Source organism: Streptomyces sp. NPDC026417 (genome assembly GCF_055567695.1).
In genome coordinates, this window is record NZ_JBVHPY010000010.1 from 149,249 (window position 1) to 162,147 (window position 12,899).

Here is a 12,899-nt window from a genome sequence, read left to right on the forward strand (position 1 = left end):
TCCTTCCTCCCCGGCTACTCGCCGGTTTCGCACACCCGTTCAATGCCCGTTCGGTGACGGGCGGAACGCTAGCGGTGACGAGGATCTTGCGGGGCGACTGTCGGCCACCGGTTCCGGCCACGGTCCGGCCGTCTGTCCAGGGCTTGTATCAGCCATTGATACGGGCGTCCGGGGCCCGACGGCGGTCTGAGAGAATTGGCCATGTGATCTCCCGAATCGATCTGCGCGGCGACGCCCTCCCCGAGGGCTCCGCCCTGCGCGACCTGCTGCCCCGAGCCGACTTCGACGTATCGGCCGCCCTGGAGAAGGTGCGACCGATCTGCGAGGCCGTGCATCATCGGGGCGACGCGGCGCTGATCGACTACGCGGAACGGTTCGACGGCGTACGCCTGGAGTCCGTACGGGTCCCCGCCCGGGCGCTCACCGACGCCCTGGAGCGGCTCGACCCGGCCGTGCGCGCGGCCCTGGAGGAGTCGATCCGCCGCGCCCGCATCGTCCACCGCGAGCAGCGCCGCACCGCGCACACCACCCAGGTCGTCCCGGGCGGCTCGGTCACCGAGAAGTGGGTGCCCGTGCGGCGCGTCGGGCTGTATGCGCCGGGCGGCCGTTCGGTCTACCCCTCGTCCGTGATCATGAACGTGGTCCCGGCCCAGGAGGCCGGCGTCCGGTCGATCGCGCTCGCCTCGCCCGCCCAGGCCGACTTCGGCGGGCTGCCGCACCCGACGATCCTGGCCGCCTGCGCGCTGCTCGGGGTCGACGAGGTGTACGCGGCGGGCGGCGCCACCGCCGTGGCGATGTTCGCGTACGGCACCGAGTCCTGCGCGTCCGCCGACATGGTCACCGGCCCGGGCAACATCTGGGTCGCCGCCGCCAAGCGCTACTTCGCGGGCCGGATCGGCATCGACGCCGAGGCCGGTCCGACCGAGATCGCGATCCTCGCGGACGACACCGCCGACCCGGCGCACGTCGCCTCCGACCTGATCAGCCAGGCCGAGCACGACCCGCTCGCGGCGGCCGTCCTCGTCACCGACTCCGTCGCGCTCGCCGACGCCGTCGAGAAGGAACTGGCACCCCAGGTCGCGGCCACCAAGCACGTCGAGGACCGGATCGCCCCCGCCCTCGCCGGCCGGCAGTCCGCGATCGTGCTGGTCGACGGCGTGGACGAGGGACTGCGGGTCGTCGACGCGTACGGCGCCGAGCACCTGGAGATCCAGACGGCCGACGCGGCCGCCGTGGCCGACCGGGTCACGAACGCGGGCGCGATCTTCGTCGGCCCCTGGGCGCCGGTGTCGCTCGGCGACTACTGCGCCGGCTCCAACCACGTGCTCCCCACCGGCGGCTGCGCCTGCCACTCCTCGGGCCTGAGCGTGCAGTCCTTCCTGCGCGGCATCCACATCGTGGACTACAGCCGCGACGCCCTCGCCGAGGTCGCCCACCACGTCGTGACGCTCGCCGAGGCCGAGGACCTGCCCGCCCACGGCGCCGCGATCAAGGCGCGCTTCGGATGGAAGGTGCCCACCGAGTGACCGGCATCGACGACCTCCCCGTCCGCGACGAACTGCGCGGCAAGACCCCCTACGGCGCACCCCAGCTCGACGTGCCCGTACGCCTGAACACGAACGAGAACCCGTACCCGCTGCCCGAACCGCTCGTCGAGCGGATCGCCGAGCGCGTGCGCGAGGCCGCGCGCGGCCTCAACCGCTACCCCGACCGGGACGCGGTGGAGCTGCGCACCGAGCTGGCCCGGTACCTGACGACCACCGGCAAGTACGCCGTCGGACCGGAGAACGTCTGGGCGGCCAACGGCTCCAACGAGGTCATCCAGCAACTGCTGCAGACCTTCGGCGGCCCCGGCCGGACCGCGATCGGCTTCGAGCCCTCGTACTCGATGCACGCGCTCATCGCGCGCGGCACGGGCACCGGCTGGATCTCCGGGCCGCGCAACGAGGACTTCACGATCGACCTCGCGGCGGCCGAACAGGCCGTCGCCGAGAACCGGCCGGACGTCGTCTTCATCACGACGCCGAACAACCCCACGGGCAACTCCGTGCCGCCCGAGGCGGTCCTCGCGCTCTACGAGGCGGCCCAGGCGGCGAAGCCCTCCATGGTCGTCGTCGACGAGGCGTACATCGAGTTCAGCCACGGAGCCTCACTCCTGCCGCTGCTCGAAGATCGGCCGAATCTCGTCGTCTCCCGGACGATGTCGAAGGCGTTCGGTGCCGCCGGACTGCGCCTCGGCTACCTCGCCGCGCACCCCGCGGTCGTCGACGCCGTCCAGCTCGTCCGGCTGCCCTACCACCTGTCGGCCGTCACCCAGGCGACCGCGCTGGCCGCCCTGGAGCACACCGACACCCTGCTCGGCTATGTCGAGCAGCTGAAGACCGAGCGGGACCGGCTGGTCGCCGAACTGAGCGCGCTCGGCTACGAGGTCACCGCGTCCGACGCGAACTTCGTCCAGTTCGGGCGGTTCGAGGACGCGCACGAGGTCTGGCAGAGGATCCTCGACCGGGGCGTCCTGGTCCGGGACAACGGCGTACCGGGCCGGCTGCGGGTCTCCGCAGGCACCCCGGCCGAGAACGACGCGTTCCTGGACGCGGTCCGTGAACTGAAGAAGGAGCAGAGCGCATGAGCCGCGTAGGCCGCGTGCAACGTACGACGAAGGAGACGTCGGTCGTCGTCGAGATCGATCTCGACGGCACCGGCAAGGTCGATGTGGCGACGGGCGTCGGCTTCTACGACCACATGCTCGACCAGCTCGGCCGCCACGGTCTGTTCGACCTGACCGTGAAGACCGAGGGCGACCTCCACATCGACTCGCACCACACCATCGAGGACACCGCCCTCGCCCTCGGCGCCGCCTTCCGGCAGGCGCTCGGCGACAAGGTGGGCATCTACCGCTTCGGCAACTGCACCGTCCCGCTGGACGAGTCGCTCGCGCAGGTGACCGTCGACCTCTCGGGCCGCCCGTACCTGGTGCACACCGAGCCGGAGAACATGGCGCCCATGATCGGCGCCTACGACACGACGATGACCCGGCACATCCTGGAGTCCTTCGTCGCCCAGGCGCAGATCGCCCTGCACGTACACGTGCCCTACGGACGCAACGCGCACCACATCGTGGAGTGCCAGTTCAAGGCGCTGGCCCGCGCCCTGCGGTACGCGAGCGAGCACGACCCGCGTGCCGCCGGCATCCTCCCCTCCACGAAGGGCGCGCTGTGACCGGCCTGTCGAGCATTCTGATCGTCGTCGGCCTCTTCCTGCTCGGCGGTATCTACTCCTTCGTCAAGCAGGGCATGCCGAAGAACCTCATCGTGCTGCTCTCGATCGGCGCCGCGATGTGCCTCGTCGCGGGCGTCATGAGGCTGGAGGTGTGGAATTGAGCACCGGCAGGAAGGTCGTCGTCTTCGACTACGGCTTCGGCAACGTCCGGTCCGCCGAGCGCGCCCTCGCCCGCGCCGGGGCCGACGTCGAGATCACCCGTGACTTCGACACCGCCATGAACGCGGACGGCCTGCTGGTGCCGGGCGTCGGTGCCTTCGCCGCCTGCATGCAGGGCCTCAAGGAGGCGCGCGGCGACTGGATCGTGGGCCGCCGCCTGGCGGGCGGCCGCCCGGTGATGGGCATCTGCGTCGGTATGCAGATCCTCTTCGCCCGCGGCATCGAGCACGGCGTGGAGACCGAGGGCCTCGACGAGTGGCCCGGCGCGGTCGAGCCGCTGCAGGCCGACATCGTGCCGCACATGGGCTGGAACACCGTCGAGGCCCCGGCCGGCTCGCAGCTGTTCGCGGGACTCGACGCCGACGCGCGCTTCTACTTCGTCCACTCCTACGCCGTCCACGACTGGTCCCTGGAGACCGCGAACCCGGCGCTGCGGGCACCGCTCGTGACCTGGTCGACGCACGGCAAGCCCTTCGTGGCCGCCGTGGAGAACGGCGCCCTGTGGGCCACCCAGTTCCACCCCGAGAAGTCCGGCGACGCCGGAGCGCAGCTGCTGAACAACTGGATCGGAACCCTCTGATGCCTTCGAAGCTCGAACTCCTCCCCGCCGTCGACGTCCGCGACGGCCAGGCCGTCCGCCTGGTGCACGGCGAGTCCGGGACGGAGACGTCGTACGGCTCCCCGCTGGAGGCCGCCCTCGCCTGGCAGAACTCGGGCGCCGAGTGGCTGCACCTGGTCGACCTGGACGCCGCGTTCGGCACCGGCGACAACCGGGCGCTGATCGCGGAGGTCACGGGGGCGATGGACATCAAGGTGGAGCTCTCCGGCGGCATCCGCGACGACGACACCCTGGCCGCGGCGCTCGCCACCGGCTGCACCCGGGTGAACCTCGGAACGGCCGCCCTGGAGACCCCCGAGTGGGTCGCCAAGATCATCGCCGAGCACGGCGACAAGATCGCGGTCGGTCTCGACGTCCGCGGCACGACGCTGCGCGGCCGGGGCTGGACCCGTGACGGCGGCGACCTGTACGAGACCCTGGAGCGCCTCGACTCCGAGGGCTGCGCCCGGTATGTCGTCACCGACATCGCCAAGGACGGCACGCTCCAGGGACCGAACCTGGAGCTGCTGCGGAACGTGTGTGCGGCGACGGACCGCCCGGTGGTGGCCTCCGGCGGGGTGTCCTCCCTGGACGACCTGCGGGCCATCGCCGAACTCGTGCCCCTCGGTGTCGAGGGCTCGATCGTCGGGAAGGCCCTGTACGCGAAGGCGTTCACCCTGGAAGAGGCCCTGGAGGCGGTTGCTCAGTGAGCGACGTACGACGTGTGACGACGGGCGCCCCCTGGGAGGAGACCTTCGGGTACTCCCGCGCGGTGCAGCTGCCGAACGGCCTGGTGCTGGTCTCCGGCTGCACCTCGATAGTGGACGGCGAGATCGCCGGCGGCGGTCCCTACGAACAGACCATCAACGCCTTCAACGTCGCGCTGGCGGCGCTGAAGCAGCTCGGGCTGGAGCGGGAGGACGTCGTCCGTACACGGATGTACCTCACCCACGCCCGGGACGTGGACGACGTCGGGCGGGCGCACAAGGAGCTGTTCGACTCCGTCCGGCCTGCCGCGTCCATGCTCATCGTCTCTGGTTTCGTCGACCCCAGCCTGGTGGTCGAGGTCGAGGTGGAGGCGTACCGCTCGGGGGCCGGCGCATGACCCTCGCCGTACGCGTCATTCCCTGCCTGGACGTGGACGGCGGCAGGGTCGTCAAGGGCGTCAACTTCCAGAACCTGCGCGACGCGGGCGACCCCGTCGAGATGGCCAAGGTCTACGACGCCGAGGGCGCCGACGAGCTGACCTTCCTGGACATCACGGCGTCCTCCGGCAACCGCGAGACCACGTACGACGTCGTGCGCCGTACGGCGGAGCAGGTGTTCATCCCGCTGACGGTGGGTGGGGGCGTGCGCACCGCCGAGGACGTGGACAAGCTGCTGCGGGCGGGTGCGGACAAGGTGGGCGTGAACACGGCCGCCATCGCCCGCCCCGACCTCATCCGCGAGATCGCCGAGCGGTTCGGCCGGCAGGTGCTCGTTCTGTCGGTGGACGCGCGTCGCACCGAGTCCGGCTCCTTCGAGGTCACCACCCACGGCGGCCGCAAGGGCACCGGCATCGACGCCGTCGAGTGGGCGCACCGGGCCGCCGAGCTGGGCGCGGGTGAGATCCTGCTCAACTCGATGGACGCGGACGGCACGAAGGACGGCTACGACATCGAGATGATCGAGGCCGTCCGCAAGCACGTCGGCGTGCCGCTCATCGCCAGCGGGGGAGCGGGGCGGCTCGACGACTTCGCGCCCGCCGTCGCCGCGGGGGCCGACGCGGTGCTGGCCGCGTCCGTCTTCCACTTCGGCGATCTGCGGATCGGTCAGGTGAAGGGAGCCCTCCGGGAGGCGGGCCACCCCATCCGCTGACGCATCCCACGACTCGGCCGAACGGCCCGTGTCCGGGCAGCCCCGCCGCTGCCGGACGCGGGCCGTTCCGCGTGCGCGGATGAGGAATCCTCCTGGGGACCGCGAGTCGGGGCGGAACGCTGCCGTCGGGCGGGCGCCGGCCCTGGCGCGGAGCGGGGTGCGGCCGGTGGGCCCGGGCCATGGGGTGGGGCTCGGTTGTCGTGGGGTGTGCGCCGGGCGAAGGGCGGGGTGCGGGGCGGCCGTTGGGCGGTGGGCCCGGGGCCATGGGGTGGGGCTCGGTTGTCGTGGGGTGTGCGCCGGTCGAAGGGCGGGGTGCGGGGCGGCCGTTGGGCGGTGGGCCCGGGGCCATGGGGTGGGGCTCCGTTGTCGTGGGATGTGCGCCGGGCGAAGGGCGGGGTGCGGGGCGGCCGTCGGGAGCCCGCCGCGCCGGGAGGTGGACAGGGTGCGGTCCTCGGACGGCCGCTCCCGGCGGGGGGCCGGAGCGGGCGGTCCGGGGTGGCGGTGCCGTCGGCGTCCCGGGCGAGACCGGTGATTCTGCCGATGTGCGGGCGCGGGCGGGCCGGGACAGTTGCCGCTGCAACCAACCGAGACGGACCCCGCCGTGCCGGAGGCGTTCCCTTCCGGCGCCCCACGCCGTGGCGGCACGCCGACCCGCGGCCGGGTCCGTCGCCCCTTCCGAGAGGATGCACACCGTCGTGCAGCAGCCGAGCAGCGAACTCCCCACCGCCGCACCCGTCGACACCGCTTCCGCCGGTCCCCGGCCGAGCCGCCTCAAGTCCCGCCTCGTACGGTCCGGCCTCGCGGCCCTCCTCGCCGTCGGCGGGCTCGTCGCCGGTCAGGCCACCGGAGCGCAGGCCGCCGGGACGGAGGCCGCCGCGAACCCCTACGAGCGCGGTCCCGCGCCGACCGAGTCGAGCATCGAGGCCCTGCGTGGCTCCTACGCCGTCTCCGAGACCTCCGTCTCGTCCCTCTCCGTCACCGGCTTCGGCGGCGGCACCATCTACTACCCGACCTCGACCAGCGACGGCACCTTCGGTGCGATCGCCATCTCGCCGGGCTACACCGCCTACCAGTCGTCCATCGCCTGGCTCGGACCGCGGCTCGCCTCCCAGGGTTTCGTCGTGTTCACCATCGACACCAACACGACGCTGGACCAGCCCGCCAGCCGCGGGGACCAGCTGCTGGCCGCGCTCGACTACCTGACCTCGCGCAGCACCGTCCGTACGCGGATCGACAGCAGCCGGCTCGGCGTCATGGGCCACTCCATGGGCGGCGGAGGCACGCTGGAGGCCGCCAAGGAACGGCCCTCGCTCCAGGCGGCGATCCCGCTCACCGGCTGGAACCTCGACAAGACCTGGCCGGAGATCAAGACGCCGACCCTGATCTTCGGGGCCGACGGCGACACGATCGCACCCGTGGCCACCCACTCGGAGCCCTTCTACACGAGCCTGCCCAGCTCGCTCGACAAGGCGTACCTGGAGCTGAACGGCGCCACGCACTTCACGCCCAACAGCTCCAACACGACGATCGCGAAGTACAGCATTTCCTGGCTGAAGCGGTTCATCGACAATGACACCCGCTACGAGCAGTTCCTCTGCCCGCTGCCCAGGCCGTCCCTCACGATCGACGAGTACCGCGGAAACTGCCCGCACACCTCCTGATTCCGTCGGCGCCACCCGTTGCACCGATGACGGCCGTGTGACACGCGGCCGTCATCGGCGTGTCCGGCCGCGCCCGGCACCGATCGGCGCCGCTCCGGGGCGGCTTGACGGGCTGTGAGGCGTCCCCGGCGCTGTGCGGCTGCACAAGCTTGTCGCGCCGGAGGTGGGACGGTGCCCAGCGGCCGGCGTCCCGACGGGCATGTCCGGGCTGGTCACACGGGTTCTGCGGGCGCACGGGACAAGCGAAGGCGGGACTTCCGCGTTCGGTTACGCGGAAGTAACGTGACGGACGTGACCGGAATGACGACTGCGCGAAGTCCACTCCGGATATACGGCCGGAGTGCTGAACAGCCGCCCGCTCTGGGGGCGTCGGAGGAGCCGGGGCCAGGCCTCGGACATGAGTCGCTGCCCGCTCCCGGGCCGGTGACCGGGCCCGCCCGGACGCCGGCCGACGCTCCCGCGGCGGGGGTCCCGGCGCGGCAGCCGGGCCCGCCCCGGGATCCCGCCGTGACGGATCCCGCCGTATACGGCACCGCGACCGGTGGCGCGCGGGACGGGGGGTGCGGGTGCGCGGCCTCGGCGGCCACCGGCCCCGGTGAGGCCCGAAGCGGGCTCCCGGACAACGGACCTGATGCGAGGTCAGGAAGCCTCTCCGGTGCTGCTTCCCGGGGCGGGAGGCGCGAGCCGCGCGAGGAAGCCGCCCACGGTGCGGGGGAGGAGCGGCGGCCCGTCGACGGGGCCGCGGCCGAGCCGGACGGACTGCTCGCGGCCGTAGGGCAGTTGATGCTGCTGGCGGCGGCCGAGCAGGAGCGGGACGCGGGGGCGGCCGGTGTCGATGCCGGGGTGGTGCTGCGGGCCGCCGAGTCCGCGGGACTGGACGCCGGTGCCGTGGAGGCGGCCGAGGCCGCGGGGGTCGTCCGGCTGGCCGGGGGCCGCCTCCGTTTCGTTGACCCGCTGCGCCCTCGCACGGTCTACGCCGCGGCCCCCCGCGCCCGGCGCCGCGCCGCCCACCGCCTCCTCGCCGACGCGCATGCCGCGGACGGACGCGTCCCGGCGCCCGGCCCGGGCGAACCCCCCGCCGGGGACCGGCACGCGGTGCCGGTGGAGTCCGGCGGGGGCTCGGTCGCGTCCGCCGTGGGTGAGGAGGGCTCCGGTGGTTCCTGCGGTGCTCCGGCGGCGGGCCGGCGTTCCGTGCCGGACGCTGCCCGGCCGGGCTCGGCCGCGGGGGACGGGGGCTCGGGGGACGGGGGCCCGGGGGCTAGGGGCGGGGCCCCTGCCGGGGCCCGGACGGGGGGCCTGCACGCGTTGCCGGTGCTGTACCACCGGGCCTCCGCCGTCGAGGGGCCCGCGCCTGAGCTCGGGGACGAACTGGCCGCCGCCGCGGGTGCCGCCGCCGGTCCGCACCGGCGTCCGACGCACCCGGAGCGTGCGGCCGCGTACGCACGGGCCGCGGAACTCGCCGCGGACGAGGGGCGCCGGGCCGTCCGGCTCACGGCCGCGGCGGAGCACGCCCGGCTCGGCGGACTCCCGGACCGGGCGCGGGAGTTGCTGGAGGCGGCCGGCCGCGAGGACCTGCCGGACGCCGTGCGCGGCGCCGCCGAGCTCGTCCGCGGCCGGCTCTCGCTGGGCGACGGCCCCGTGGCCGACGCCCGCGAAACCCTGCTGCTGGCCGCCGAGTTGCTCGCCCCGCACGACCCTCCCGGCTCCCTCACCGCGCGTCTCGCCGCCATGGAGGCGGCCTGGGCGATGGGCGACGCGGCGGCCTACCTGGAGGCGCTGGACCACCCCTCGGCGCGCAGCGACCCGGACCGGCGCCTCGCCGGATTCCGCGCGGGAATGTCCGAGGTGATGCACGGACGCCTGCACGCGGGCCGGGCGAGGTTACGGGAGTACATGGCCGGCGGACCGGCCGAGACCGTCGACGACCCGGAACGCCTGTTGCGCACCGGCGTCGCCGCCCTCGTCGTCGGCGACCTCGCCGCGGCCTGCCGGCTCAACTCCCGCGCCCTGGCGGTCGCCCGGGCCGGGGGGCCGTACATCCTCGTGCCCCAGGCCCTGGAGCACCTGGCCTACGGCGAACTGCGCGCCGGCCGGCACGCCCGCGCCCGCGCCCACGCGGAGGAGGGCCTGCGCGCCGCGCTCGGCACCGGGCAGCACAACAGCGCGGCGCACCACCACGCCATCCTGGCGCTGGCGGCCTCCGTCGAGGGCGACCCGGACGCCGTGGCCGAGCACGCCGCCGCCGCCGAACGCGTGGCCGCGCCGCACGGCCTGGTGCAGGCCGCCACGCTCGCGCAGTGGGCCCGGGCGCGGGCCGACCTCGGCCGGGGCAGGGTCCCGGAGGCCGCCGCCCGCCTCGGCCCGCTGGTGGGCCCCGGCCCCCGGCACGGCCACTTCGCCGTGCGCATGCTGGCCATCCCCTGCTTCGTGGAGGCGTCGGCCCGGGCCGGTGAACCGGAGGCCGCCCGTGCCGCGGTGGCCGGGTTCGCCCACTGGGCCGCGCAGGGTGCCGACCCGCAGGCCCCGGCCCAGCTGGCCCGCTGCCACGCGCTGCTGGCCGGGCCGGAGGAGTGCGAACCCTTCTTCGCCACGGCGCTGGCCGCCCACGACCGGGCGGGCGGTGACTTCGAGCGCGGTCGCACCCTGCTGCTCTACGGTGCGTGGCTGCGGCGGCGGCGCCGCCCGGGCGAGGCCCGGGGGCGGCTCCGCGACGCCCTGGTGTCCTTCGAGCGCGGCGGCGCCCTGGGCTGGGCCGCGCAGGCACGGGCGGAACTGCGGGCCACCGGCGAGGCCGGAGCCCAGGAGTCGCCGGGGCTCCTGGCGCTCCTCACGCCGCAGCAGCTGCGGATCGCCCGCTGCGTCGCGGAGGGCGCCACCAACCGGGAGGTGGCCCTGCGGCTGTCCGTGAGCCCGCGCACAGTGGACCACCACCTGCGGAACGTCTTCGCAGCTCTGGGGGTCCGTTCCCGTGTGGAGCTGTCCCGACTGGTGGACCGAGCGGAGAAGACCGTCGCACACCCCTAGGTACCGACCGGGCGGTATGTCATCCTGCGGGCTCAGGAAGGTCCGGCGGGACCGGCGTGCCGTGCGGCGGCGCACCGTGCCCGGCCGGTCCGAGCCGATTCCGGTGGAGGACAGCGATGCAGCACCTCGTACAGGACCACGTCCGGACCGTGTCCGGTCCGCGGCCACCCGTACCCGCCACCCGCTCGGCCGTCGACGCGGAGGCGCTCTCCGTGCTGCACCGGTCGGCCCGGGTCCTGCTGGCGGGACTTCCCGAGCTCACCGAGCGTCTGATGGCGGTCCTGCGCGAGCGCGAGCCGGCGTACCGCGCCGCCATGCAGACGGACGTCGACGGCGTGCGCGAGGAGGTGCAGCGCTCGCTGCGGCTCAACGTGGGCTCCCTGCTGCGGCCCGGCGAACTGCGCGAGGCCGCCCGCCGCTGCTCCTGGGGGATCGGCCGGACGCGCGCCGAGCGAGGTCTTCCGCTGGACGCCCTGCTGCGGGCGTTCCGGCTGGGCGGCGGCATGGTGTGGCAGGGCCTCGTCGACGAGACCACGCGCCGCCACCCCTCGGACGTACGCCTTCTCGTGCACGTGGCCGCCGACGTGTGGAACTTCGTCGACGAGCACTGCGCGATCGTCACCGACGCCTACCGGCAGACCGAGCGCGAGCTGACCTGGCGCAGGGAGAACCGGCTCCGGCTGATGACCGCCGCGCTGCTCGACGGCACCGCGCGCATCGCCGACCTGCCGGCGACGGCCACCGCGCTCGGACTCCCGGAGCGTGGGCGGTACGCGGTCGTCCTCGCCCAGCTCCCGCCGGGCCCGGCGCTGGTGAACGGCCGGGCCCCGGTGGATCTCCCGGGCCTGCGCGTGCAGTGGTACCGGGAGTCGGGCGGCGACTACGGCATCGTCCTGCTCGGCGGTCACCCGCACGGCGACGGTCACCCGTTCCCCGGCGGCGAGCGCGGGGACGGCCGCGCCGACGGGGAGGTGCGTCCCCTGCGCGGCCACCTGCCGGCCGAGGGCGAGCACCTGCCCCGCGGCGGCTCGCGTACCGGGGGCGATGCCGAGCACGACCGGGCGGACGGTGACGCGGCGGACGGCGCGGGCGAGGGGGGCGGGGGCCGGGAACGCGCCCGCGCCCACGGCCTGGCCGAGGACGCCGCCGACATCGCGGGCCTGCTGACCGCGCCGCCCGGCACGCGGATCGGGGTGAGCCCGGTGGTCGACGGCCTGGCCTCGGTCGGGGACGCCCGGCGGCTCGCCGACACGGCGTTGCGCGCCTGCCCGCGGGCCGGGGGGACGGTCGTGCTGGAGGAGAACCTCCCCGCCGCCCTGGTCGTCTCCGCGCCCGCCCTCGGCGCGGCGCTCGCCGAGCGGGTCCTCGGTCCCCTGCTGCGCCTGGACCCCTCCGACCGCGACATCCTGCTGGACACCCTCACGGCCTGGCTGGCCTGCGACGGCTCCGCCCAGCGGTCCGCCGCCCGGCTCTACTGCCACCGCAACACCGTCCTGAACCGGCTCCGCCGCTGCGAGCAGTTGACGGGACGCTCGCTGACCCGTCCGTCGGACGTGGTCGAGCTGTCGCTCGCCCTGGCCGCCCGCACCCTGCTCGACCCCTGCCGGACCGGCCGCGCCGGGAGCGGCGGCCCGGAGGGGCCGGTCCGGCAGGAGCCGAGGAACGAAAGGAAAGTTGCGCAGTAGTAATTGCGCAACTTTTCCTTCGTAACTTATCGTGCGGTCATGGCCGACGATCAGCAGCGCCGCATCACGGACCTGGGCACGCTCAAAGCGCTTGCCCACCCGCTCCGTTCACAGCTGTACCGGGCGCTGGTCATGGCGCGCACCGCGACCGCCTCGCAGTTGGCCGAGCAGGCGGACGAGGCGGTCTCGCTGGTCAGCTACCACCTGCGCAAGCTCGCCGACCACGGCCTGATCGAGGAGGCCGAGCCGCAGCGCAAGGACGGCCGTGAACGCTGGTGGCGGCCCGCGTCGGACGGCGTGAACATCCGCGAGGAGGACTTCCGCGACGCACCGGAGAAGGCCGCCGCCCACCAGGCGGCCACCCGCCTCTTCCACGAGCAGCGCACCGAGGCCTACCGGCGCCACCTCGACGAGCGCGCCGCCTGGGACGTCGAGTGGCGCGACGCGTCCGCCGACTCCGAGGCGCTGATGCGGCTGACGGCCGGTGAGCTGTCCGCGCTGACGAGCGAGCTGCTCGGCGTGCTGAAGTCGTACGAGCAGCGGGGCCGCGCCGCCGAGGCGGCCGGTGACACGGAGGGGCGCGAGAACGTGGCGCTGTACGTGCTCGGCTTCCCGTTCCGGGCCTGAGAGGACGCC

General features: G+C 74.3%; 12 protein-coding genes. All 12 read left to right on the top strand.

From position 1 onward, the window contains the following. Nucleotides 1–203 precede the first annotated feature (203 nt). The 12 genes from hisD (at nt 204) to ACZ4NT_RS18120 (ending at nt 12,890) form a co-directional block, all read left to right on the top strand. Complete coding sequence (gene hisD, locus ACZ4NT_RS18065) at nt 204–1,526, top strand: histidinol dehydrogenase (RefSeq protein ID WP_121403555.1); 1,323 nt, start codon at nt 204–206, stop codon at nt 1,524–1,526. Continuing rightward, a complete protein-coding gene (locus ACZ4NT_RS18070; RefSeq protein ID WP_183116874.1) occupies nt 1,505–2,629 on the top strand; it encodes a histidinol-phosphate transaminase in 1,125 nt (374 codons plus the stop codon). Before hisD ends, ACZ4NT_RS18070 begins: the two co-directional genes overlap by 22 nt. Beyond that, on the top strand, nt 2,626–3,219 hold the full coding sequence (gene hisB, locus ACZ4NT_RS18075) for an imidazoleglycerol-phosphate dehydratase HisB (RefSeq protein WP_121403557.1): 594 nt from the start codon (nt 2,626–2,628) through the stop codon (nt 3,217–3,219). Before ACZ4NT_RS18070 ends, hisB begins: the two co-directional genes overlap by 4 nt. Continuing rightward, nucleotides 3,216–3,380, top strand: a complete 165-nt coding sequence (locus tag ACZ4NT_RS18080) for a hypothetical protein (RefSeq protein ID WP_183116875.1) — start codon at nt 3,216–3,218, stop codon at nt 3,378–3,380. The genes hisB and ACZ4NT_RS18080 overlap by 4 nt, the downstream gene beginning before the upstream one ends. Continuing rightward, entirely contained in the window at nt 3,371–4,018 is a 648-nt protein-coding gene (gene hisH, locus ACZ4NT_RS18085) for an imidazole glycerol phosphate synthase subunit HisH (protein ID WP_121403558.1), read from the top strand. Before ACZ4NT_RS18080 ends, hisH begins: the two co-directional genes overlap by 10 nt. Then, on the top strand, nt 4,018–4,746 hold the full coding sequence (priA, locus tag ACZ4NT_RS18090) for a bifunctional 1-(5-phosphoribosyl)-5-((5-phosphoribosylamino)methylideneamino)imidazole-4-carboxamide isomerase/phosphoribosylanthranilate isomerase PriA (protein ID WP_467726246.1): 729 nt from the start codon (nt 4,018–4,020) through the stop codon (nt 4,744–4,746). The genes hisH and priA overlap by 1 nt, the downstream gene beginning before the upstream one ends. Then, on the top strand, nt 4,743–5,141 hold the full coding sequence (locus tag ACZ4NT_RS18095) for a RidA family protein (RefSeq protein WP_121403560.1): 399 nt from the start codon (nt 4,743–4,745) through the stop codon (nt 5,139–5,141). Before priA ends, ACZ4NT_RS18095 begins: the two co-directional genes overlap by 4 nt. Beyond that, nucleotides 5,138–5,893, top strand: a complete 756-nt coding sequence (gene hisF, locus ACZ4NT_RS18100) for an imidazole glycerol phosphate synthase subunit HisF (protein ID WP_121403561.1) — start codon at nt 5,138–5,140, stop codon at nt 5,891–5,893. Before ACZ4NT_RS18095 ends, hisF begins: the two co-directional genes overlap by 4 nt. A 683-nt stretch (nt 5,894–6,576) precedes the next feature. Beyond that, complete coding sequence (gene bdeA, locus ACZ4NT_RS18105; RefSeq protein WP_467726249.1) at nt 6,577–7,554, top strand: bis(hydroxyethyl) terephthalate hydrolase; 978 nt, start codon at nt 6,577–6,579, stop codon at nt 7,552–7,554. A 507-nt stretch (nt 7,555–8,061) separates the two neighbouring features. Further along, nucleotides 8,062–10,578, top strand: coding sequence for a helix-turn-helix transcriptional regulator (locus ACZ4NT_RS18110; RefSeq protein WP_467726251.1), 2,517 nt, complete (start codon nt 8,062–8,064; stop codon nt 10,576–10,578). 116 nt (nt 10,579–10,694) lie between these two features. Next, nucleotides 10,695–12,263, top strand: a complete 1,569-nt coding sequence (locus ACZ4NT_RS18115) for a PucR family transcriptional regulator (protein ID WP_467726253.1) — start codon at nt 10,695–10,697, stop codon at nt 12,261–12,263. Nucleotides 12,264–12,302: 39 nt separating this feature from the next. After that, nucleotides 12,303–12,890: a helix-turn-helix domain-containing protein gene (locus ACZ4NT_RS18120; RefSeq protein WP_467726255.1), complete on the top strand. Its 588-nt coding sequence runs from the start codon at nt 12,303–12,305 to the stop codon at nt 12,888–12,890. Nucleotides 12,891–12,899: the final 9 nt, after the last annotated feature.